We start from the raw sequence: 21,810 nt of genomic DNA on the forward strand, positions 1-21,810 counted from the left end.
CACTGCTCCTTGGGCCATGCTGCGCCGCCTTGTGCGTTGCAGCAGGAGGGCGCGCAATAGGTAACAGATTCTAAGCTGTCAACACGCTATCACGTAATTTAATTGCCAAATTATCAATGCCGACGTGATTTAATGACTCGCCATGGCGTGGCCAGTCGTCCGGGAGCTGGTGACGGAACCAGGTGTATTGGCGCTTGGCATATTGGCGGGTGGCGGCCTGGGCGAGGGTCAGGGCATCAGCGAGGCTGGTTTCCCCCGCCTGTGCGGCGGCGAGTTGGCGCACGCCGATGGCGCGCATGACCGGGAGTTGGGGGTCGAGCTGGCGCGCGACAAGGGTTGCAACCTCGTCAGCCGCGCCGTTGCTGAACATGGCCGCAAGCCGAATATCGCAGCGCTCGCGCAGCCAGTCGCGCGGGGGCAAAAGGATTTGCGGCGTCAGCATAAGCGCATCCGCCATTCCGCCTTCGCGCCGTTCCTGCCAGATATGCAGCGGGGTGCCGGTCGACGTTACGACTTCGAGTGCGCGCGCAATGCGGGTGCTGTCCTGCCGGTTCAGCGCTGCGGAAGCATGCGGGTCGGCGCTGCGCAGGCGGCGATAGGCCTCGTGCACCGGCATGGCGCGGATTTCGGCGCGGATCGCTTCGTCGATGGCGGGGACGGGCGCGATGCCGTGGAGGAGGGTGCGGATATAAAGGCCGGTGCCGCCAACAATTATGGCGATGGCACCGGCGGCGTGGGCAGCCGCGATTTCCCTGCGCGCCTCGTCGGCCCAGCGCGCGGCGCTATAGTCCTGCGCGCCATCGACATGGCCGAACAGTCGGTGGGGGATGCCTTTGCGTTCCGCCGCTGTCGGCTGGGCGGAAAGGATGGGGATATCGGCATAGACCTGGCTGGCGTCGGCGTTGATGACGACCGCTTCCCGCCCGGCATCGCGCAGCGCACATGCAAGCGCGACCGCCAATGCGCTCTTGCCGCTCGCCGTCGGGCCTGCAATGAGCGCGACGCGCGGTCGGTCGTCGGGCGCGGGCAGGGGTGTCGCGATGGTCATTGTCACGCTGATAGCAGCCGATGCGCTGCGCGACGAGATGGTCGAGGAAGCCGCCGGGCGGCTGCGCGGCGCGGGCTTTGCGGTGCATGCGCCCGAATGGATCGACCGCGGCAGCGCGGCAGATTTCCTGCTGACCGGTGAGGTCGCGGCGGCGCGCAAAGCGCTAGCCGACTGGAATGCGCCGGTCGATACAGTGGTGCAGGATGCGGCAGGTCGCCGGAAAAAGCTGATCATCGCCGACATGGATTCGACAATGATCACCGTCGAATGCATCGACGAGCTGGCCGATTATGCGGGCATCAAGCCGCAGATTGCGGCGATTACCGAGCGCGCGATGGCAGGCGAACTGGATTTCCGCGCGGCGCTGGCGGAGCGGGTGATGCTGCTGAAAGGGATGGACGCGGGCGTCATCGACCGCTGTCTGGCCGAGCGCGTGGCGCTGATGCCCGGCGCGCGCACGCTGGTCCACACTATGCAGGACCATGGTGCGCGTGCGGTGATGGTGTCGGGCGGCTTTACCCGCTTTGCCGAACCGGTGGGCGCCGAAATCGGCTTCGACCGGGTGGTCGCCAATGTGCTGGAAATTGCCGATGGCAAGCTGACCGGGCGGGTATTGGAACCGGTCGTCGACAGCGGGGTCAAGGAAGCCACGCTGCGCGCCGAATGTGCAGCCCAAGGGATCGATATTGCCAATGCGCTGGCGGTTGGTGACGGCGCGAATGATGCGCCCATGCTAGCGGCCGCGGGTCTGGGGGTCGCCTATCGCGCGCACAGCGTCGCCCGTGCGGCGGCGGATGCGAGCGTAATGCATGGGGATTTGACAGCTTTGCTGTGGGCGCAGGGGTATGCGCGAAGGGAGTGGCGGGGGTGATGCGCCAACTATTACCCCAACCCCGTTCGTACTGAGCTTGTCGAAGGACCGTCCTTCTTTTCAATAGTGCCAAGAAAAGGACAGCCCTTCGACGAGCTCAGGGCGGACGGTTTATTTTTTGCAGTTTTAGTTTTCTATTTTCCAACCACGATGCAAGGCTGGGCCGCTGTCCGCACCTTCGCGCAAAATGCCTCGGCATCGGCGCGGGCGGCGAAATTGCCGGCTTGCAGGCGGGTCACCGCGCCAGCTTTGACATAATAGGGCCGGGTGCCTGGGTGTTTTTTGGCGATGGCTGAATAGAGGCTGCGCGCATTGGCTTCGTTGCCGAACGCGCCGAGCTGCGCGCGCCAATTATCGGCAGCGGGGGACGGGACGGCGGGTACCCGGGGCGGTGCGGGCCGTGCGGCGGCGGGTTTGGGCGCGGGTGCGGGCGGTGCGGTTATGGCGGCGAGGCGGGTGCGCTGTTCGCTTTTTTCCAATTCGGGCAGCATGGCAAGACCGCGCTGGCGTTCTTCGAGCGGGATCAGCGTGTCGAGCTGCGCAAGGCGCGCACTGGCGACTTGCAGGCCTGCATCGCTGGCGCGCTTGGTGAGGGCATAGGCCAGCGCCCAATCACGGCTGGCGAGGTCGCCGTTAAAATGTGCGGTGCCCAGCACATATTGCGCGCGCGGCTCGCCGCGCGCGGCGGCGCGGGAGATGTAGGGCATCGCCGCCTCGCGCTTGTTCGCGGTAAACAGGACGAGGCCCAGATTATCTTCGGCCTGCAAATGACCCTGGTCGGCGGCGCGGCGGAACCAGGCCTCGGCCTCTGCCAGATCGACCGGCAGGCCGCGCCCCAGCTTATAGGCCTGCGCCAGATTGAACTGCGCATCGGGGTCGCCCGCGATGGCGAGCGGGCGCCACTGTGCCACGGCTGCTGCATATTCGCCGCGCTCCCACGCATCGACGCCCGATTTGACGTCGGCATAAGCGACGACGGGGGTGAAAAGGAGGGCGAGGGCCCAAATCAAACGCATGAACCTTTTCTCCGAGCGATCACACATCACCGTAGTGCTGAGCTTGTCGAAGCACGTGGCGCCGGTCGGCACCATGGGTTCTGCTCTGCGCCACGCCCTTCGACAAGCTCAGGGCTTCGGTGTTTGGGTAGCTGATATTGGCTAACAGCGCGTTAGCAATGGCCGTGCGCGGCGGGATATGATGGCTTAGGGCGCATTAACCCTGCCCGTTAGCCCCACCATCATCATGTTTTCGCCCGCGTTAACCTAATTTTAGCGCCGAGCGTGGCACTCCCCCTTCATTGGTGACCAATTTTAAGGGGAATCCCGTGCGCGTATTGGCATTGGCTTCGCAAAAAGGCGGATCGGGCAAGACCACCCTTTCGGGGCATCTTGCGGTACAGGCGCAGCTCGCCGGGGCTGGCCCCGTCGTGCTGATCGACATCGACCCGCAAGGCTCGCTCGCCGACTGGTGGAACGAGCGCGAGACCGAACTTCCCGCTTTTGCGCAGACCACGGTCGCGCGGTTGGCATCGGACCTGGAGATTTTGCGCCAGCAGGGCTTTAAGCTCGCGGTTATCGACACCCCGCCCGCGATCACCATGGCGATCCAGAGCGTGATCGGGGTTGCCGAACTGATCGTCGTTCCGACCCGCCCCAGCCCGCACGATTTGCGCGCCGTGGGTGCCACGGTGGATCTGTGCGAACGCGCCGGCAAGCCGCTGATCTTTGTGGTCAACGCCGCAACGCCCAAGGCCAAGATTACGTCGGAAGCCGCAGTCGCGCTGTCGCAGCATGGCACGGTGGCGCCGGTCACGCTGCACCACCGCACCGACTATGCCGCCTCGATGATCGACGGCCGCACGGTGATGGAGGTCGACCCCAACGGCAAATCTGCCGAGGAAGTCCGGTCGCTGTGGACCTATATTTCGGACCGTCTGGAAAAGAATTTCCGTCGCACCGTCTTTTCCGCGCCGGTGGCCCAGCAGGCCGCCGGATTTGGTGCCATGCGTCCGCTGGGCGGAGGCTTCGGCCGCCGCGTAGCGGGCCAGTGATGCTCAGCGGAAGGACCAGTCTGATGGGCGAACCCAAACCCCTCGCATCGCTGACCTCTGGCTTGCTCGCGCGCAAAGGCGCAGCCCGCCCGGCGATGCGCCGCCAGCCGCTTGGCAGCGGCCCCGCGCCGCTGACCGGCAACGGTTATGACGATCTTGGCTGGAACGACATGGGTTACGATGTCGATCCGGTAGAGGCCAATGATACGGCGGTGCGCATCGATTTGAAGGCGGTGATGCCCGAATCGGTCCCCGCGCATAATCTTGACGCCGAAACCGCGGTCGATGCTCATCTGCCGGAAGTGCAGAAGCCTGAGGTTGTCCGGCAATTCGAAGAACTGCAGGCGCGCGTGGAAACGGTTGTGGTTGCAGCGCCGGCACCGAAGCCTGTCCGTCGTTCGACGGTGCGCCGTGCGCCGGTCGAGGCGCATCAGCGCGAAAAGGCCGCCTTCACGCTGCGGCTCGATGCCGAGCGCCACCTGCGGCTGCGCCTGGCCAGCGCCATCTACAACCGGTCGGCGCAGCATATATTGATCGACGTGCTCGACAATTATCTGAGCACCTTGCCCGAAATCGACGCGATGGCGAGCCGCGTGCCGGCATCGCCGAGCAACCGCAAATCCGCAAGCCGCATCAGCGACGGGGAATGATGATGAACGCCAGCATGATCCTGAAACTTGCCGCATCGGGCCTGGCCCTCAGCCTGGTAAACACCGGTTGCACGACGGGCACGGCGCGCGTTGCGGGGGCGTCGCAGGCGTTGCCCGAAAAACCGTCGCAGGCCGCCAGCGCCGCCGCCAAGGCGCGCGAATATCTGGCCAAGGACAAGGTAGCCAAGGCCGTGGATCAGGCCGAGTTGGCGGTCAGCTATGCCAACCGTGATGCCGGTTACCGGACGCTGCTGGGCCAGAGCTATCTGGCTGCGGGCCGCTTCAAATCCGCGATTTCGGCGTTTGACGACGCCAAGACGCTGGGCGCCAATGATGCGCAAACCATCATCGGCCTGGCGCTGGCGCAAATTGCGGCGGGCAAGGAAGCCGACGCCGTCAAGCTGATCATGGCCAGCAACACCGTGGTGCCAGCCGCCGATGCCGGTCTGGCGCTGGCGCTGGCAGGCGATTTCGACCGCGCCGTCTATATCTTGACCGAAGCCGCGCGCCAGCCCGAGGCCGATGCGCGCACGCGCCAAAATCTGGCCTTTGCGCTTGCCATGTCGGGTCGCTGGGCCCAGGCGCGCATTGTTGCCGCGCAAGATCTTTCGCTCGCCAAAATCGATGGCCGCATGGCGGAGTGGTCGAAACTGGCGCAGGCCAGCGACAGCAGCATGCGCGTGGCCGGCCTGATTGGCGTGACCCCGGTTAATGACGCCGGCATGCCGGTGCGTCTGGCGCTGGCCCCCGTTGAAAGTCCGGTCGAACTGGCGGCTGTCGCGGCTGCCGATCCGGCGCCGATTGCCGATTTTGCCCCGCCGCCGCCTGCCGCCCAAACCGTGGAGGTCGCGGTCGCCGCGCCGGTCGAGCCCGCTCCTGCCATCCGTGCCGTCGAATTGCCGATGCCGACGACGGCCGCCAAGGCCGCCGAAGCAGAGGTCATTCTGGCCGACAAGACCCCCTATCGCGCGCCGCCGCGCGTGGCGGGTGGGACCGAACTGGCCGCTGCCGCCAAACCCGCAGCGAAGCCGGCTGCCAAGCCCGCCGAACGCCCCGCCGCTGCCGAAGCGCGTACGCTTGCGGCCCGCGTCACTTTGCCGCGCGCGCGCAGCTTTGACGCCAAAAAGCCCTCGGGCTGGGCGGTTCAGCTGGGAGCCTATGACACGCTGGGCGTGGCCAAGCACAAATGGGCGATGCTGGCCCGCAATATCGCAATCCTGAAGGATTTTCCGGCGTCGAGCCAGTCGGCGACCGTGCGTGGCCGCAGCTTTTATCGCCTGACGGTCAATGGCCTCGCCACCCAGCGCGAGGCGATGCAGCTTTGTTCGGCGCTGAAGGCGCGCGGGCAGGGATGCTTCGTGCGCGCAATGGACGCGGCCGAAAAGGTTGAATGGGCGTCGAAGGCCAGCGTGCGGGTGGCGTCGCGGTAATTACCGCACGCGCACGCCGCCTTTCCACAACGCCGTAACGCGGCCCTGCACGGGCAGGCCGTCGAACGGCGTATTGCCCGCAGCAGCGGCCATTTTTTTCGCATCAATCTGCCACGGCTTGCCGGGATCAATCAGGACGAGGTCGGCTTCGCTGCCGACCGCCAATTGACCTGCGTCCACGCCGAGCAAGCGGGCCGGGTTCGCGGCCAGCATGGCAAAGAGGCGCCCCGGCGTCACCTGGCCGTCGCGCACAAGCCCGAGGCCAAGCGCGAGCAGGCTTTCAGCCCCTGCCATGCCGGGTAAGGCTTCGGCAAAGGGCAGCCGCTTGTCTTCGGGGCCGCGCGGATCGTGGCCGCTGCTCAGCACATCGATGGTTCCGTCGGCAACCGCGGCGCGGCAGGCTTGGCGGTCGTCCTCGCTGCGGAGCGGCGGCGACAGGCGCGCAAAGGTCCGGAAATCACCGATGGCGGTGTCGGACAGAAACAGATGCGCCGGGGTGATGCCGCAGGTGACCGGGAGACCCTGTGCCTTGGCGGCGCGGATATGGCCCAGCCCACGCGCGGTCGTGACCTGGCGGAAATGCACCGGCGCGCCCGTTTCTTCCACCAGCGCGAGGTCGCGCGCGATGGCGATGGCTTCGGCGATGGCGGGCGCGGAGGCAAGGCCGAGCCGCGTGGCCATTTCGCCATCGGTGGCGACGGTTCCGGCGGTCAGCCCTTCGTCTTCGGCATGGATGATGGTCACCAGCCCGCGCGCGGCGGCATAGGAGAGCACGCGGCGCATCACGCCGCTGTCGGCGATGCGGTGCCGCCCGGTTGCAACGGCCCGCGCGCCCGCCGCCTGCATCAGCGCGATTTCGGCGAGCTCGCGCCCCTCAAGAGCTTTGGTCGCAGCGGCAAGCGGGTGGACCCACAGGTCGGGTTTGCCCCCCTTGGCGGCGCGCTCGACGATTCCGGGGTGATCGAGCGGGTGGCGGCCGTCGGGCATCAGCGCTGCGCGGGTAATGCCGCCGAAATGAAAGGCGGGTTTGTCGGTGGCGAACACGCCAAGATCAATAAGGCCCGGGGCGAGCCACTGGCCGCGCGCATCAATCCGTTCGGCATCGGCGGGCGGTTCTGCCGGGTTGAGCGCCGCGATGCGGCCGTCCGCAACGAGCACGCTGCCGGCGCGCGGGTCGGGTGCGGTGGCGTCCACCAGCAGCGCGTTGGTGATGAGGAGCGCGGTCATGCTGGAAATGATTCCCTTTTCACAAGCGCGATGCTGTTCCCCGGCGAAAGCCGGGGTCCAGAGTGCCGAAAGCCAGCAATGGCGTTGTGATGCGCTGGGCCCCGGCTTTCGCCGGGGAGCGGTCTTGAGGCGAAGGGAATGAGTGTGCTCATGCCCAGCCCTCCACCTTGCGCGCGCGGCGGGTGAGGACATCGAGGCAGGCCATGCGCACCGCGACGCCCATCTCCACTTGCTGCGTAATCACCGAGCGGCCGGGGTCGTCGGCGACATTGCTGTCGATTTCGACGCCGCGGTTCATCGGGCCGGGGTGCATGACGATGGCGTCGGGCCTCGCCAGCGCAAGGCGGCTGTGCGTCAGGCCATAGAGCGCATGATATTCGCGCGCGCTGGGCAGGTAGGCACCGTCCATGCGTTCATTCTGGAGGCGCAGCATCATGACCACATCAGCGCCAGCGAGCGCGGCGTCCATGTCGGTAAAGCCTGCCACGTTCATCCGGTCAAGCGCGGGCGGCAGCAGGGTCGGCGGTGCAACCACGCGCACTTCGGCCCCCAGCGCGGTGAGCAGGAGGATATTCGAGCGCGCGACGCGGCTGTGCAGGACATCGCCGCAAATGGCGATGGTGAGCCCTTCGATCCGTCCCTTAGCGCGCCGGATCGTAAGCGCGTCGAGCAGCGCCTGGGTTGGATGCTCATGCCGCCCGTCGCCTGCATTGAGCACCGGACAGTCGACCTTGCTGGCAATCAGTTGCACCGCGCCCGAACTGGCATGGCGGATAACGATGGCGTCGGCGCGCATGGCGTTCAGCGTCATCGCCGTGTCGATCAGCGTTTCGCCCTTTTTCACACTCGATTGCGCCGCGTGCATGTTGACGACGTCCGCACCAAGGCGTTTTCCAGCAATTTCAAAGGACAAGAGCGTGCGCGTCGAGTTTTCGAAAAAGGCGTTGATGATGGTCAGGCCGGTCAGCGTGTCGCTGTGCTTGGACGCTTGGCGGTTGGGCTCGACCCATTTCTCTGCCTCGTCGATCAGATAATGGATTTCCCACGGCGTGAGCTGCGAAATCGCCAGCAAATCGCGGTGCGGAAAGGCGAGGCCGCCGGGCGGATAATCGCTGGCGGGACGGGGCGCGGGGGGTGTCATTAAAGGGAGGCTCTTAGGGGAGGCGGGGGGTGGGGGCAATACTTCAATCTGCGGCTAGCGGCTCTGAAGTTGAACCGGGGGTGCCTTGTTCGGTTTCACGCAGGGACGCAGAGATCCGCAGAGGCGCAGAGGTGTAGGCTGAGTCGGCAGTTGGGACATGCTAAAACTCTGGTTCTGCAGGGGCCTACGGCCCATTGTCTTCTCTGCGGCTTTGCGGATCTCTGCGTCCCTGCGTGAAACATCGGCACGCACCAAATATTGTCTGTCATCGCACCAATGCGTCGATCGCGCCCTGCAGGATGAACGCCGCCGCCGCGCTGTCGACGCGGTCCTTGCGCTTGGCGCGGCTGACGTCGGCAGCGATCATCGCGCGTTCGACCGCCGCAGTGGACCAGCGTTCGTCCCACAGCAGAACGGGCAAGGCGAGCGGCGCGAGATTGCGGGCGAAGGCACGGACGCTTTGCGTGCGCGGACTGTCGCTGCCGTCCATATTGAGCGGGAGACCGACAACGAGGCCCTTGACCGATTGCGCGGCGCACAGCGCCGTGAGCGCCGCGAGGTCGGCGGTGAATTTGCTGCGGACGATCGTTTTGTCGGGGGTGGCGAAGCTCCACCCCGCATCGCACAGCGCCACGCCGATGGTCTTGGTGCCCACGTCCAGCCCCGCGAGCCGGCCGCCAAGGGGCAGGGCGGCGGCGAAATCGGGGGCGGAGAGGGTGATCATCCTTGGCTCAATGTCACCGCTTCCAAAAGCTCGCAATGGTGCATTGGGGGAACAAGCGCCCATGCCCACCCCGCTGCGACTAGCGAGCAAGCTCGCAAGTCTCGCTGCCCCTCCCGCTTGCGGGAGGGGTTGGGGTGGGTCAGTCAGCGTTGCGCAAACGCCCTGAGCCGCCGCTCGACATCCGCCCGCACGTTCATCCAGAACAGCGGGATGTCGTACACATGGTAATTGTTGCCGGGCAGGACGTAGGCGCCCATGTCGATAGGCTCGCCGATCAGCAGCAGGCCGGACGTCGCGTCACAGCGTGCGGGGACGGCACCGACGACCAGTTCGGCTTCCTTGAATTCGTCGTCGGGTTTGAGCGTGCCAAGGTTGGCGGTCGCTTCGGCGGCGGCGTCCATTGTGCCGGTCAAAGGGTTGGTGCACAGCATCCGCGTGCCGCGGCGCGGGCGGCCGTCGAAACCGACGCTGGCGTCATAGGCGGTCATGACAAATTCGGGGTCGGCGGGTTCGGCAAAGCTGACCCATGACAAAACACATCCCGGCTGGTCGGGCGCGGTGCAGGCGGGCAGACCCAAGGCAGCAAGATCGGTGTCGACGCTGACCGGCCAGCCGACAACATAGGCAGCGGCGATGCGTTTCGCGAGCGGCTGGCCCTTCACCCGGTCCTTGAGCAGGCGGGTCAGGTGCAGCGCGCCCTGGCTGTGGCCGACGAGCAGGATCGGCTGGTCCTTGGGGATTTCCTTGAGCATCTGGTCGAAGGCGCGTTCGACGTCGAGATAGGCGGCGTCGATGGCTTTGCCGGCGGTGACGCGGTCATCGGCGAGGAAGGCCCCGAGCGTGGCTTGGCGATAGCGCGGGGCCCAGATTTGCCCCGCGCCGTTGAAGGCGCTGGCGAGGCCGCGCAGGTAGATATTGGTGCGGTGGTTGGCGTCGCGGTCGTCGAGCGGCGCATTCCAGCGGGCGCGGTCCATATAGCTGGTGGGGTGGACGAAGAAGATGGCTGCGGGCTTTAGCGGCGGTAGCGGGGGCTCGGACGGCTGGACGATCAGTCGCGGTCCGGCGGCCTGCGCCGCGATAGGGCCACCCGGGCGCGGCGCATCGGGGCGCAGCGCAGCGGGCAGCCATGCCGCGGCATTGTCGGCGACGCCCGGGCGCACGAACCACATCGCGCGATCGGCATAAGCGTTGGGCGCGGCGGCGGCCTGTTCCTCGAACGCGGTATCGGGCACGAAAGCCGTTTGGCTGAGCTCGAGGCTGAACATCCGCAGCGCAATAAAAACCGCGAACACCAGCGCGATGCAGATGGCAACAAGGTAGAGAAATTTGCGCGCCAAGGGGGGCTCCGGGGGTTAACAGCACTGTTGCGCCCATTTGGCTTGCCTTTGCCCCTCGCGCAATGGCAGTCAGCCGGTATGAGCGAACCATCCAGCGCAGCTTCCGCCCGCATCGACGACATCGACCCGCCCTGGCCCGCGCGGCCCGCCATTATGGCGGGGGTTTGCGCGCTGGCGGGGGTAATCTTTTACAACCTGGTCGAGCGCGACAATGCCGAGGCTTTGGCGGCGTTCGTGGCGGTGGCGACCATCGCCTTTGCCCTGACCGCCGAGCAGCGGCGGTTGCACTGGGCGGTGCTGTTCGCGCTGGCGTGGGGCGGCATTATCGCGCTGATTGTCGAAAACAATCGCGGCTACAGCGTCAACGGATCGCCGTTCGAATGGCCCTTCTGGTCGGGATTGCTGGCGGTTGCGGTCGCCGCCCCCTTGTTTCAGGGGTGGCGTGACGAGGCGGCCAGCGCGCGTGACTGGCGGTTGACGCGGCTCAGCTATGCGCGGCTGCATCTGCACGGCTGGACCGATGCGGTGATCGGCGCGGCGGCGGGGGCGTTTGTCGGTATTGCCTTTGCGCTGGCGTTCCTGATTGCGGGACTGTTCGACCTGATCGGCATCCGCGCCATCGGCGAGCTGCTGCGCGAGGGCTGGTTCGCCTGGGGGCTGGCAGGCGCGGCGTTCGGCGGTGCGGTGGGGCTGCTGCGCGAACGCGACCGGCTGGTTGGCAATTTGCAGCGGCTGGTGACCGTGGTGCTGGCGGTGCTCGCGCCAGTGCTGGCGGTGGCATTGGCGCTGTTTCTGGTGTCGCTGGTCGGGACCGGGTTCCAGCAGCTGTGGGCGTCGGGGTTTTCGACCGCGGGGTTGATGCTGGGCGCGTCGGCCTTTGCCGTGCTGCTGGCCAATGCGGTGATTGGGAACGGGGCCGAGGACCGCGCGGCGAACCGCCTGCTGCGCTGGGCGGCGCCGGTGCTGGCGGCGATTGTGCTGCCGCTGGCGGTCATCGCGTTCTACGCCATGCTGATGCGGATAGGCCAATATGGCTGGACCCCCGAACGGTTGTGGGGGATGGTCGCGATGGTGATTGCGCTGGCTTATGGCGCGGCGGGGCTGTGGGCGGTGGTCACGGGCCGCGCCAATTTTGACGATGTGCTACGACCATTGCAGCAGAAATTGGCGATCGGGCTGATGGTGCTGGCGACGTTCCTCGCGCTGCCGATCATGGATTTCGGCGCGATTTCGACGCGCGACCAGCTGGCGCGGCTCAATAGCGGGGCGGTGAAGCCAGAAAAGTTTGACTGGGCGGCGATGGCGTTTGATTTCGGGCCGGAGGGGCGGGAGGCGCTGGGGCGGTTGGCGAAGTCGGCCAAGACCGAGGTTGCCGATGCAGCCAAGGTGGCGCTGGCATCGGAGGATCGCTGGGCGCTTGCCTATGACAGTGAGCGGGGGCCGCAGCCCTTACGGCCCGTCGAGAAGAATGTGCGGCTTACCCCCGGCGATGCGCCGCTAACGCCCGAGATTTACGAGAAGTTGAAAGACAATGGCCTGTGCCGGCGCAGCACATGCATTGTCCGGCGACAAGGCGACGACTGGTTGGCCATTGTCGGACGGTTTCGTGACGACAGCGCCATTGAACTGCAGTGGCTGCAATATGACGCCACGTCGAAACGCTGGGAGAATCGCTATCAGCCGCCGGTCGTGGCGCGCGATGCGGCCAAGATGGGAGAGGTCGAACTCGACAAAGCGACCGTGACCACACGCGAGGTCGTGCTGGAGCAATTGTTGGTGGATGGCGAACCGGTGGGCGATCCCTATGTGCGCCGATGAGCTTGAAGCGCGCTGGGCAGGGTGCTAGCGGCGCTCATTCTCCCCGCAAGGACCGATAAACATGGCCATTGACCAAGCAACCGTGCGCAAAATCGCCTCCCTCGCGCGCATTTCGATCAGCGATGCCGAGGCCGCCGCCATGGAGGGCGAGCTCAACGGCATCCTCGGCTGGGTCGAGCAATTGGGCGAGGTCGATGTGACCGGGGTTGAGCCGATGACGGCGGTGATCCCCAACACGCTGCGGCTGCGCGACGATGTGATCGATGCCGACCCGCTGACCGGCGGCGGGGTGCGCGACGCGGTGCTCGCCAATGCGCCCGCCGCGCAGCACGGCTTTTTTGGGGTGCCGAAGGTGATTGAATGATGGAACATCATTCCATCATCCCGGACAGCCGCGTAGCGGCAACCGATCCGGGATCCAGAAACGAGAAATTGGGCTCGTTGCAGCCCTGGACCCCGGCTTTCGCCGGGGAGCGAGCATGAAATGACCGATCTTACCAACCTGACCGTAGCCCAGATCCGCGATGGCCACCGCGCGGGTGACTTTACCGCTGTCGAAGTGGCGGAGGCGTTCAGCGCCAATGTGGCGGCGGCGGAGGCGCTGAATGCCTTTATCGTCGAGACGCCCGAGCATGCGCTCAGCGCGGCGAAGCAGGCCGACGCCGACCGCGCGAACGGCACGCTGAAGCCGCTGTCAGGCGTACCCATCGGGATGAAGGATTTGTTCTGCACGCGCGGTGTGCAGACGACGGCGGCGAGCCACATGCTCGAAGGGTTCATCCCCCAATATGAATCGACCGTCAGCCAGAAGCTGTGGGATGCGGGCGCAGGCATGCTGGGCAAGCTGAACCTTGACCAGTTCGCGATGGGGTCGTCGAACGAGACCAGCTATTTCGGCAATGTCATTTCGCCCTGGCGGCGGGGGGACGGCGGCAATGCCGCGCTGGCGCCGGGCGGATCGTCGGGCGGATCGTCGGCGGCGATTGCGGCGCGGCTGTGCCCCGCGGCGACAGGTACCGACACCGGCGGATCGATCCGCCAGCCCGCCGCCTTTACCGGCATCAGCGGCATCAAGCCGACCTATGGCCGTTGTTCGCGCTGGGGGATTGTGGCGTTCGCAAGCTCGCTCGATCAGGCGGGGCCGATGGCGCGCGACGTGCGCGACTGCGCGATCATGCTGGAGGCGATGGCGGGGTTCGACCCCAAGGATGCGACCTCGCTCGACATGCCGGTGCCCGGTTGGGAAGCAGCTTTGTCGAGCGATTTGAAGGGTAAGCGCGTCGGTATTCCCAAGGAATATCGGCTCGATGGTATCGACGAAGATATCGCCGCGATGTGGGATAACGGCATTGCGATGCTCAAGGATGCCGGGGCCGAGGTGGTCGACATCAGCCTGCCGCACACCAAATATGCGCTGCCCGCTTATTATATCATCGCGCCCGCCGAAGCCTCGTCGAACCTCGCGCGCTATGACGGGGTGCGTTACGGTTTGCGGGATTTGCCGGAAGGCGCGGGGCTGCAGGATATGTATGCCGCAACGCGCGCGGCGGGCTTTGGGCCGGAGGTCAAGCGGCGGATTATGATCGGCACCTATGTGCTGAGCGCCGGTTTCTACGACGCCTATTACACGCAGGCGCAGAAGGTGCGCGCACTGATCGCGCGCGATTTTGAGGCTGCTTGGGCCAGCTGCGACCTGGTGCTCGCCCCAACCGCGCCGTCGGCGGCCTTCGCGCTGGGCGAGAAAAGCGCCGACCCGCTGGCCATGTATCTGAACGATGTGTTCGCGGTGCCGGCGTCGCTGGCCGGCCTGCCCGCCATGTCGGTGCCGGGCGCACTGAGCCGCGACGGGTTGCCGCTGGGGCTGCAGATTATCGGGCGCGCGTTTGACGAGCAGGGCGTGCTCAATGCGGGACTGGCCATTGAGGAGCGCGCGGGGTTTAGCGCGCGGGCGGAGAAGTGGTGGTGAGGGGAGTGGGGTAAGGGCGGAACCTCTGCCAGTGCCAATTCGGCGCAAATTGTTGGGAACAAGATGAAAATGGTTAAGCAAGGTTGACCATTTGTGGTGAAGCGATAGCTGTCACTGCCCCATCAGCAGGTGGCGGGGCAATGTGGGGACCAGCAATGCAGGACCAACACCATCCTGAATGGGTGGCAAAGCGCTTGGTCGCGGCAGTTTGGCGTGGATAGGAAGCCACTCCTTTGACCCCAGCGTTCGCTCAGCAATTGGAGCAGTTTGGTGATGCACTTGCGCTTTGTGATGCGCAGGGGGTGATCCGCAGTTATCGACAACTGGCCGCTGAATCCGATGCATTTGCTGCGCCAATGGTAGGGACCAGCGGTTTTGTCCTGATCGAATGCCGAAACACGATAGCCACGGTAACCGCGATCATAGGGGCGTGGCGAGCCGGGCTGCCAGTGCTTTTGACCAAGGCCGACGACGCAGTGGCCAGTAAGCGACTGATTGAAAGCTATCATCCCGCATGGCTGGTGAGCGATTCGGGTACAGGCCTGGTGCTATCCCGTGCTACCGAAGGCCCAGCGGACGTGCATCCCGAGCTGGCCCTACTGTTGTCTACATCGGGGTCAACCGGTGCTACCAAGCTGGTTCGGTTGTCCGCCCGGAATGTGGATGCCAACGCCCGGTCGATTGTAGAATATCTGGCGATTCAGTCCACCGATCGTGCCATAACCAGCCTGCCACCGCACTATAGCTATGGTTTGTCCGTCCTGAACTCGCATTTGGCTGCCGGTGCTGCGCTGGTTTTGACCGACGCTTCGGCGATTGACCCGGAGTTTCGCCGCTTGTGCGAGGTGGCGACCGTAACCAGCATTGCCGGCGTCCCCTATACCTATGAATTGCTTGAACGATCTGGTTTCATGGAGTGGGCACCGGCCAGCTTGCAGACAATGACACAGGCGGGCGGGCGGTTGCCTGCGGATACTGCAGCACGGTTCGGCGCTTGGATGGCGGCGCGCGGCGGGCGATTGTTCGTGATGTACGGCCAAACCGAAGCCACCGCGCGGATGGCCTTTGTAGACCCCGACGTGCTGCTGACCAAGCCAGGCATCATTGGCAGGCCCATTCCGGGCGGCAGTTTTTCGCTCGTCGATGATGACGGCAAGCCGGTTACCCAGCCGGACTGCGAAGGCGAACTCGTCTATCGCGGGCCCAATGTGATGATGGGCTATGCCGAACGGGTAGTCGATCTGGCGCGCGGGTCAGAGCTGACCGAATTACGAACCGGCGATTTGGCGATGGTCGATGCCGATGGCGATTACCGTCTGGTCGGTCGCAAGCAAAGGTTCGTCAAACCCTTTGGCCTTCGCGTAAGCTTAGATGCCGTTGAGGAGCATCTGGCAGCGGAAGGTATAACCGCGATGGCCACAGAGACGACAGCCTGATTGCTGTGGCAGTGCGCGGCGACGTCGCGCCGGATAGTGTACGCCACCGGCTATCGCTCTGGCTGAAACTGCCCGAAGCGATCTTTGACGTTGTTACAGTGAACGATTTTCCCCTGTTGGCCAATGGCAAGCGCGACTATCGCAGTTTGTTGAGCGATGGGAAGTCACGGCAGGTCGCCTCAGGCGCAACAGGTCCGTTCAGCTTTCTTGAGCTGTTTCGCGCCTCATTTCCGCGCAAAAATGTCAGTATCAAGGACAGTTTTGTCAGCCTTGCGGGAGATTCGCTGAACTATGTCCTTATCGCGTCCGAGATTGAGGACCGGCTGGGCGCGTTACCCGATGGCTGGGAAGAACTGAGCATCGCCGAACTGGACGCGCGGGCAGGCAAAATGGGAGCGCGGAAAGCAGGTTGGCTGACCCGTGTAGATTCCGAAATCGCACTCCGCGCGGCCGCCATAACCGCCGTCGTCATCAACCATGCAAGCGACTGGCCGGTTGGCGGCGGCGTGGATGCGCTGTTCATGCTGGTCGGCTATAATTTGGCAAGGTTTCATTATGGCGCGTTCACCGGCGGGCAATTCTGGTCCGTCCTTGGCCGGTTTGTTCCGCGCATTCTGATCCCCTATTACTTGCTGATGCTGGCCTATGCGATGGCAGGGCGTCCGATCGCAGTTGAATCCTGGTTCTTAGTATCGAATGTTACCGGCCGCTTTGGCAATCTGCTGGAACCCTATTGGTTTATTGAGGCATTTTTCCAATGCCTGCTTATCTTGGCATTCATCGGCAGCTTTGCACCGATGCGCCGTTGGGCCGCTTCCGCGTCTTATAGTTTCGCCATTGGGCTGCTGGGTGCGACGCTGATCCTAAAGACTACATTGCCGCATTTTTTCAATGAAACGCAGCTGTGGGGGCGCAGTCCCGATCAGGTGTTTGTGCTGGTCGCGCTGGGGTGGGGCATGTGTGTTGCGCACAACTTTACCCAGCGAGCGGTGCTGATGGCTGTGGCGTTATTGTTTGCACTGGCCCAATGGAGCAGCCTGACCGCCGATTTCCGGCCCTTTGTTGGCAGTGACCTGCGCGGCGTCTGGATTTTGCTGGCGGCGATGCTGCTGCTTTATGTGCGGCGGATCATGGTCTTGTCGTGGCTGCGACATATGCTGGTGGCGCTATCGGCGGCTAGCTTTTCGGTCTATTTGCTCCACAATATCGTTATCTATCTGCTCAACTCGGCCTTGCCCGGAATCCCACCAGCGGCGGTCATTGTGATGGCCATCGGCGCAGGGATGGCGGTGCATTTCGTGCTGCCAAAGCTCTGGCGCGGGAGCCGCAGACTCCGCCAGAGCAGCAATGGTGCTGCCAGCGCTTGATATCCTCGACCACAACGCTATCGCTCCGGCAATGAGCAACGCACCGTCAACCTACCGCATCACAGGCACCACCGGCGAATGGGAGGTCGTTATCGGCCTTGAGGTCCATGCCCAGATCACTTCTGCCGCCAAGCTTTTCTCTGGCGCCGCCACCGCATTTGGGGCGGAACCCAATACGCAGGTGAGCCTCGTCGATGCCGCCATGCCGGGCATGCTGCCGGTGCCGAACCGCGAATGCATTCGTCAGGCGGTGCGCACGGGGATGGCGATTGAGGCCGAGATCAACCGCTGGTCGCGGTTTGACCGCAAGAATTATTTCTATGCCGACCTGCCGCAGGGCTATCAGATTTCGCAGCTTTACCATCCGCTGGTGGGTGAAGGGTCGCTGACCATCGACGCCGACGAGAAAGCGGGCATCGCCGAGCCCAAGACCATCGGGATCGAGCGGATTCATGTCGAGCAGGACGCGGGCAAGTTGATGCACGATCAGCATCCGACCATGTCCTATGTCGACTTGAACCGCAGCGGCGTCGCGCTGATGGAGATTGTGTCGAAGCCCGACATGCGCTCGCCCGCCGAAGCCGGCGCGTACGTGCGCAAGCTGCGCGCGATTCTGCGCTATGTCGGCTCGTGCGACGGCAATATGGAGGAAGGATCGATGCGCGCCGACGTCAATGTCAGCGTGCGGCGGCCGGGCGAGCCATTCGGCACGCGGACCGAGACGAAGAATGTGAACAGCGTCCGCTTCGTCATGCAGACCATCGAATATGAGGCCAAGCGCCAGGTCGAGGTGCTGGAGAGCGGCGGCACGGTGGTGCAGGAAACGCGGCTGTTCAACCCCGACACGGGGACGACGCGGACCATGCGGTCGAAGGAAGACGCGCACGACTATCGCTATTTCCCCGACCCCGATCTGCTGCCGCTCGAGCTCGACGAGGCGTTCCTCGACGATTGCCGCGCGAGCCTGCCCGAACTGCCCGACGCCAAGCGCGCGCGTTACGAACGGCTGGGGGTGTCGGCCTATAATGCGGCGGTGCTGACCGCCGAGGTGGAAAATGCGCGCTGGTTCGATGCGCTGTTGGAAACCGGCGCGAAGGCCGATGCGGCGGCGAACTGGGTGACGAGCGAGCTGTTTGGCGCATTGAACCGGCTGGGCCGCGATCTGACGAACAGCCCGGTTTCGCCCGGCGCGGCAGCAGAGCTGCTCAAGCTGGAAGCCGACGGCGTGATTTCGAAGAGCATCGCCAAGCAGGTTTTCGAAATCATGCTGGAAACCGGCGAGGGCGCGGCCGCGATTGTCGAGGCGAAGGGCCTCAAACAGACCAGCGACACCGGTGCGATCGAGGCGGAGATAGCCAAGGTGCTGGCCGCCAACGCCGACAAGGTCGAACAATATAAGGGCGGCAAAGAAGCGCTGTTCGGTTTCTTCGTCGGGCAGACGATGAAGGCGATGCAGGGCAAGGCCAACCCGCAGGTGGTGAATGAGCTGTTGAAAAAGGCGCTGGGTTAGAGCAGGTTACCGCAAAGATTGCGGGAGTTCCGGGAATGATTGGTCGGGTGATAATGACCTGCACAGCGATGGCGCTGATGACGGTCCCTGCGACCGCGCGCGAATATTATTATTTCAACAAGCCCGGTGTGTCGCGCGACCAATATGTCGCCGACAAGCTGGAGTGTGACCGGCTGGCGGGCCGAGTGCAGCCTGAGGATATTGGCCCGGTTTATGTTTCGCAAAATCCCAATCTGACGGCTGGGCAAAATGCGCTCGCCGTCGGCATTGCATCGCTGTTCGCGGGGCTGATGGGAGGCGGCGAGCAACGCAAGGCGATGCGCGCGGTCGAGCGCACCTGCATGGCCGACAAAGGCTATGCCAGGTATGAGGTTGAAAAGCCGGTGGTCCGCGAAATTGAGAAACTGGAAGACGATAGTGCGCGGATCGACCGCTTTTTCGCGCTCGCGGCGACCGATGCGCCGGTGGGTGTGAGGATCAAGGAATGATGCGTTTTGTGCGGATGCTGGCCTTGTGGCTGATGCTGGCGGCTCCGATTGCCGTGTCGGCCAAGGACAAAATCGCGGTTGATCCGGCGGCAGCTTATGTGCTCGTCGAAATTGCCAATCTGGACAATGCCATCCTGAAGGGCACTTCCGTCCCAGGGGCATTGACCTTGGCGCGCTATGACCCGGTGGGCGGCGACGTGCGTGGCGGGGGGGGGGGGGGGGGGGGGGGGGGGGGGGGGGGGGGGGGGGGGGGGGGGGGGGGGGGGGGGGGGGGGGGGGGGGGGGGGGGGGGGGGGGGGGGGGGGGGGGGGGGGGGGGGGGGGGGGGGGGGNAAGAATGACGTGCTGCGCGTCGTTATCGACCGCAAGCCCATCGCCAAATCAAAGGTATCGCGGCTGTATCTGGTGCAAGTACCGGCCGACACCTGGGTGATCGAGGGCAGCGGCACAACGGCTTTTTCGCTGGGCAGTCGTACCTTCACCGCAACGCCGGGTCAGATTGTCGATCTGGGCTGGTTCGACCCCAGCGTCGACTGGCTGGAAGGCGAAGGACCGAAGGACATGGCCAGCGGTCTGATGGGTGCGGCCTTTTTTGGGTCGGTGAACCCCAAGGATTTGCGCCCGATCAAGCTCGACTGGCGGCCGCGTGGGGCAGGGGATTTGCCATTGCCGCCTGCGCTCGCGGGCAAGTCGCTGGTCGCTGCGGAATATTCAGACGGGGCCAAGTTCGGCAATTACCTCGGCGGGCTGGTCAACCGCATCGGTGGACGCGCGACACGGGGACAAGCGGCCGCGCCCGAGCCGGTCGCCGCGATTGCTGAACCGCCAGTCGCGGGTCCCGCCACACCCTGACGCTTCCATCTCACCCCACCCCCTTGCCCCCACCGCCCCGCCTGCTATAGGGCGGCGCGGTTTGTGCCGGTTCCCTCGGCCAAGCGGGCGTGGCGGAATTGGTAGACGCGCTGGTTTTAGGTACCAGTATCGCAAGATGTGGGGGTTCGAGTCCCTTCGCCCGCACCAGTTTGGGCGGCGGGATGGCCCGGTATTTTTCGCAGCGCCGAAGCGGCTGCTGCCATGGTTTGACAAGGATTGATTGAAGGCAATGAAGACCGTCGAGACACTGAACGAAGGCCTGAAGCGCGAATATCGGCTGACCATCGCCGCCAAGGATATTGACGCGCGCGTTGACGCCGAGGTGAAAGCAATTGCGCCGCAAGTGCGCATGCCCGGTTTCCGCCCCGGCAAGGTGCCCGCGAACCTGATTCGCAAGATGCACGGTGCGGGGCTGGCGCAGGATGCGCTGAACAAGGCCATCAACGACGGTGTGCAGAGCCTGATCGCCAAGGAAAAGCTGCGCCCCGCGCTGCAGCCCGCCGTGGCGCTTGATGATGGCTATGAAAATGGCAAGGACGCCGATGTTTCCGTGTCGCTGGAAGTGCTGCCGACGTTCGACCTGCCGTCGCTGGACGGGTTGAAGCTGGAGCGCCTGGTGGTGCCCGCCAACGACGCAGCGGTCGATGCCAAGATCGCCGAGCTTGCCGGGCAGATGAAGCGGTTCGACACCCCCGCCAAGCCCAAGAAGGCCGAGAAGGGCGATCAGGCGATCATCGATTTCGCGGGTTCGGTCGACGGCGTGCCGTTCGACGGCGGCACCGGCGAGGATATGGCGGTGGAAATCGGTGCGGGCCAGCTGATCCCCGGTTTCGAGGACCAGTTGATTGGCGCCAAGCCGGGCGACGCGCGCGAGGTGAAGGTAACCTTCCCCGCCGACTATCCGGTTGAAAATTTGAAGAGCAAGGACGCTGTCTTTGCCGTGACGGTAAAGGACGTGAAGGTCGCCGCCGCGACCAAGGCCGATGACGAGTTCGCCAAGTCGCTGGGCCTCGAAAGCCTGGAAAAGCTGCGCGAGCTGATGAAGGACAGCGTCGAGCAGGAGCATAACGGCCTGACGCGCACCCACATGAAGCGTAAGTTGCTCGACCAGCTCGCCGCCAGCCATGATTTCGATGTGCCGCCGACGATGGTCGAGGCCGAATTCAACCAGATCTGGACCCAATTGCAGCAGGAAGCGGCCAATGAGGCCGATCCCGCCGCCGCCATGGCCGAGCTGGAAGCCGACAAGGACGATTATCGCGGCATCGCGGTGCGCCGCGTGCGGCTGGGCTTGCTGCTGTCCGAGATCGGACAGGCGAACAATGTGCAAGTCAGCCAGCAGGAAATGCAGCGCTTGGTGATGCAAGCAGCGCAGCAGTATCGCCCCGAAGACCGCCAGCGCTTTGTGGAATATATCCAGCAGGATGCACTGGCCGCCGCGCAGCTGCGCGCGCCGCTGTATGAAGACAAGGTCGTCGATTTTCTGTTTTCCAAGGCCGAAATCAGCGAGCGCGAAGTGACCCGCGCCGAGATTGAAGCGGCGATCGAGGCCGAGGACGACGGCGGCCATGTCCATGGCCCGGGCTGTGGCCATGACCATGGTGAGGCCAAGCCCGCGAAGAAGGCGGCGGCGAAGAAGCCTGCGGCAAAGAAGGCTGAAGCGGAGCCGGCTGCGGAAGCCAAGCCTGCCGCCAAAAAGGCACCGGCGAAAAAGGCCGAGCCCAAGGCTGCTGTCGAAGAAGCCAAGCCTGCGGCGAAGAAGGCTCCGGCCAAGAAGGCGGCGGCGAAGAAGTAAGCCAGCGGGCATTGCTGCCCCTCCGACCCCTTCGGGGCCACCTCCCCATCGCAAGTCGATGGGGAGGAGTTGTGCAATAG

The 21,810-nt window shown here is 64.7% G+C and carries 19 protein-coding genes and 1 tRNA gene; 14 read left to right on the forward strand and 6 right to left on the reverse strand.

Annotation, left to right across the window (positions count from 1 at the left end):
* Positions 1 to 70: 70 nt before the first annotated feature.
* Entirely contained in the window at positions 71 to 1,048 is a 978-nt protein-coding gene (miaA, locus tag AC2TC0_RS07305; RefSeq protein WP_484716853.1) for a tRNA (adenosine(37)-N6)-dimethylallyltransferase MiaA, read from the reverse strand.
* Between miaA and serB the strand changes: the two genes are divergently transcribed.
* A complete protein-coding gene (gene serB, locus AC2TC0_RS07310; protein WP_484716854.1) occupies positions 1,041 to 1,919 on the forward strand; it encodes a phosphoserine phosphatase SerB in 879 nt (292 codons plus the stop codon). The two genes, miaA and serB, sit on opposite strands and share 8 nt — an antisense overlap.
* A 134-nt stretch (positions 1,920 to 2,053) precedes the next feature.
* Here serB and AC2TC0_RS07315 read toward each other — a convergent pair whose 3' ends face one another.
* The gene (locus AC2TC0_RS07315; RefSeq protein WP_484716855.1) at positions 2,054 to 2,935 is read right to left on the reverse strand and encodes an SPOR domain-containing protein; all 882 of its coding nucleotides are present in this window, start codon (positions 2,933 to 2,935) and stop codon (positions 2,054 to 2,056) included.
* Between the two features lie 308 nt (positions 2,936 to 3,243).
* Here AC2TC0_RS07315 and AC2TC0_RS07320 point away from each other — a divergent pair, with 308 nt between their 5' ends.
* The 3 genes from AC2TC0_RS07320 to AC2TC0_RS07330 are packed head-to-tail and all read left to right on the forward strand — an operon-like array spanning position 3,244 to position 6,049.
* Positions 3,244 to 3,969, forward strand: coding sequence for an AAA family ATPase (locus AC2TC0_RS07320; RefSeq protein WP_484716856.1), 726 nt, complete (start codon positions 3,244 to 3,246; stop codon positions 3,967 to 3,969).
* Positions 3,970 to 3,992: 23 nt separating this feature from the next.
* Positions 3,993 to 4,619, forward strand: a complete 627-nt coding sequence (locus AC2TC0_RS07325; RefSeq protein WP_484716857.1) for a hypothetical protein — start codon at positions 3,993 to 3,995, stop codon at positions 4,617 to 4,619.
* A 2-nt stretch (positions 4,620 to 4,621) separates the two neighbouring features.
* Positions 4,622 to 6,049 (forward strand): SPOR domain-containing protein, encoded by a 1,428-nt coding sequence (locus tag AC2TC0_RS07330; RefSeq protein WP_484716858.1) that lies wholly within the window; start codon positions 4,622 to 4,624, stop codon positions 6,047 to 6,049.
* Here AC2TC0_RS07330 and AC2TC0_RS07335 read toward each other — a convergent pair whose 3' ends face one another.
* The 4 genes from AC2TC0_RS07335 to AC2TC0_RS07350 form a co-directional block, all read right to left on the reverse strand.
* On the reverse strand, positions 6,050 to 7,276 hold the full coding sequence (locus tag AC2TC0_RS07335; RefSeq protein ID WP_484716859.1) for a dihydroorotase: 1,227 nt from the start codon (positions 7,274 to 7,276) through the stop codon (positions 6,050 to 6,052).
* Positions 7,277 to 7,424: 148 nt separating this feature from the next.
* Positions 7,425 to 8,417, reverse strand: coding sequence for an aspartate carbamoyltransferase catalytic subunit (locus AC2TC0_RS07340; protein WP_484716860.1), 993 nt, complete (start codon positions 8,415 to 8,417; stop codon positions 7,425 to 7,427).
* 265 nt (positions 8,418 to 8,682) lie between these two features.
* Entirely contained in the window at positions 8,683 to 9,141 is a 459-nt protein-coding gene (gene ruvX, locus AC2TC0_RS07345; protein WP_484716861.1) for a Holliday junction resolvase RuvX, read from the reverse strand.
* Between the two features lie 143 nt (positions 9,142 to 9,284).
* A complete protein-coding gene (locus tag AC2TC0_RS07350) occupies positions 9,285 to 10,478 on the reverse strand; it encodes a DUF3089 domain-containing protein (RefSeq protein WP_484716862.1) in 1,194 nt (397 codons plus the stop codon).
* A 78-nt stretch (positions 10,479 to 10,556) separates the two neighbouring features.
* Here AC2TC0_RS07350 and AC2TC0_RS07355 point away from each other — a divergent pair, with 78 nt between their 5' ends.
* The 10 genes from AC2TC0_RS07355 (at position 10,557) to tig (ending at position 21,730) form a co-directional block, all read left to right on the forward strand.
* A complete protein-coding gene (locus tag AC2TC0_RS07355) occupies positions 10,557 to 12,296 on the forward strand; it encodes a DUF4153 domain-containing protein (protein WP_484716863.1) in 1,740 nt (579 codons plus the stop codon).
* 61 nt (positions 12,297 to 12,357) lie between these two features.
* Positions 12,358 to 12,660 (forward strand): Asp-tRNA(Asn)/Glu-tRNA(Gln) amidotransferase subunit GatC, encoded by a 303-nt coding sequence (gatC, locus tag AC2TC0_RS07360; protein WP_484716864.1) that lies wholly within the window; start codon positions 12,358 to 12,360, stop codon positions 12,658 to 12,660.
* A 120-nt stretch (positions 12,661 to 12,780) separates the two neighbouring features.
* Positions 12,781 to 14,262 carry an Asp-tRNA(Asn)/Glu-tRNA(Gln) amidotransferase subunit GatA gene (gene gatA / locus AC2TC0_RS07365; protein ID WP_484716865.1) on the forward strand — a complete coding sequence of 494 codons (1,482 nt, stop codon included), beginning with the start codon at positions 12,781 to 12,783 and terminating at the stop codon, positions 14,260 to 14,262.
* A 233-nt stretch (positions 14,263 to 14,495) separates the two neighbouring features.
* Positions 14,496 to 15,698 (forward strand): AMP-binding protein, encoded by a 1,203-nt coding sequence (locus AC2TC0_RS07370; RefSeq protein ID WP_484716866.1) that lies wholly within the window; start codon positions 14,496 to 14,498, stop codon positions 15,696 to 15,698.
* 11 nt (positions 15,699 to 15,709) lie between these two features.
* Positions 15,710 to 17,065: an acyltransferase family protein gene (locus AC2TC0_RS07375; protein WP_484716867.1), complete on the forward strand. Its 1,356-nt coding sequence runs from the start codon at positions 15,710 to 15,712 to the stop codon at positions 17,063 to 17,065.
* 31 nt (positions 17,066 to 17,096) lie between these two features.
* Positions 17,097 to 18,575, forward strand: coding sequence for an Asp-tRNA(Asn)/Glu-tRNA(Gln) amidotransferase subunit GatB (gatB, locus tag AC2TC0_RS07380; protein ID WP_484716868.1), 1,479 nt, complete (start codon positions 17,097 to 17,099; stop codon positions 18,573 to 18,575).
* Between the two features lie 53 nt (positions 18,576 to 18,628).
* Complete coding sequence (locus tag AC2TC0_RS07385; protein ID WP_484716869.1) at positions 18,629 to 19,063, forward strand: hypothetical protein; 435 nt, start codon at positions 18,629 to 18,631, stop codon at positions 19,061 to 19,063.
* 341 nt (positions 19,064 to 19,404) lie between these two features.
* A complete protein-coding gene (locus tag AC2TC0_RS07390) occupies positions 19,405 to 19,914 on the forward strand; it encodes a hypothetical protein (RefSeq protein WP_484716870.1) in 510 nt (169 codons plus the stop codon).
* Positions 19,915 to 19,997: 83 nt separating this feature from the next.
* A tRNA-Leu gene (locus AC2TC0_RS07395) sits at positions 19,998 to 20,082 on the forward strand.
* Positions 20,083 to 20,164: 82 nt separating this feature from the next.
* The gene (gene tig, locus AC2TC0_RS07400; RefSeq protein WP_484716871.1) at positions 20,165 to 21,730 is read left to right on the forward strand and encodes a trigger factor; all 1,566 of its coding nucleotides are present in this window, start codon (positions 20,165 to 20,167) and stop codon (positions 21,728 to 21,730) included.
* Positions 21,731 to 21,810 lie beyond the last annotated feature (80 nt).

The sequence above is a fragment of the Sphingopyxis sp. sgz302558 genome, from assembly GCF_057220455.1.

Excerpts from the sequence above, each read along its gene's own strand:
- AC2TC0_RS07340 (WP_484716860.1), bottom strand. The coding sequence starts at position 8,417 with ATGACACCCCCCGCGCCCCGTCCCGCCAGCGATTATCCGCCCGGCGGC.
- gatA (WP_484716865.1), top strand. The coding sequence starts at position 12,781 with ATGACCGATCTTACCAACCTGACCGTAGCCCAGATCCGCGATGGCCAC.
- gatC (WP_484716864.1), top strand. The coding sequence starts at position 12,358 with ATGGCCATTGACCAAGCAACCGTGCGCAAAATCGCCTCCCTCGCGCGC.
- AC2TC0_RS07335 (WP_484716859.1), bottom strand. The coding sequence starts at position 7,276 with ATGACCGCGCTCCTCATCACCAACGCGCTGCTGGTGGACGCCACCGCA.
- tig (WP_484716871.1), top strand. The coding sequence starts at position 20,165 with ATGAAGACCGTCGAGACACTGAACGAAGGCCTGAAGCGCGAATATCGG.
- AC2TC0_RS07325 (WP_484716857.1), top strand. The coding sequence starts at position 3,993 with ATGGGCGAACCCAAACCCCTCGCATCGCTGACCTCTGGCTTGCTCGCG.
- ruvX (WP_484716861.1), bottom strand. The coding sequence starts at position 9,141 with ATGATCACCCTCTCCGCCCCCGATTTCGCCGCCGCCCTGCCCCTTGGC.
- AC2TC0_RS07355 (WP_484716863.1), top strand. The coding sequence starts at position 10,557 with ATGAGCGAACCATCCAGCGCAGCTTCCGCCCGCATCGACGACATCGAC.
- gatB (WP_484716868.1), top strand. The coding sequence starts at position 17,097 with ATGAGCAACGCACCGTCAACCTACCGCATCACAGGCACCACCGGCGAA.
- miaA (WP_484716853.1), bottom strand. The coding sequence starts at position 1,048 with ATGACCATCGCGACACCCCTGCCCGCGCCCGACGACCGACCGCGCGTC.
- AC2TC0_RS07385 (WP_484716869.1), top strand. The coding sequence starts at position 18,629 with ATGACCTGCACAGCGATGGCGCTGATGACGGTCCCTGCGACCGCGCGC.
- AC2TC0_RS07315 (WP_484716855.1), bottom strand. The coding sequence starts at position 2,935 with ATGCGTTTGATTTGGGCCCTCGCCCTCCTTTTCACCCCCGTCGTCGCT.
- AC2TC0_RS07330 (WP_484716858.1), top strand. The coding sequence starts at position 4,622 with ATGAACGCCAGCATGATCCTGAAACTTGCCGCATCGGGCCTGGCCCTC.
- serB (WP_484716854.1), top strand. The coding sequence starts at position 1,041 with ATGGTCATTGTCACGCTGATAGCAGCCGATGCGCTGCGCGACGAGATG.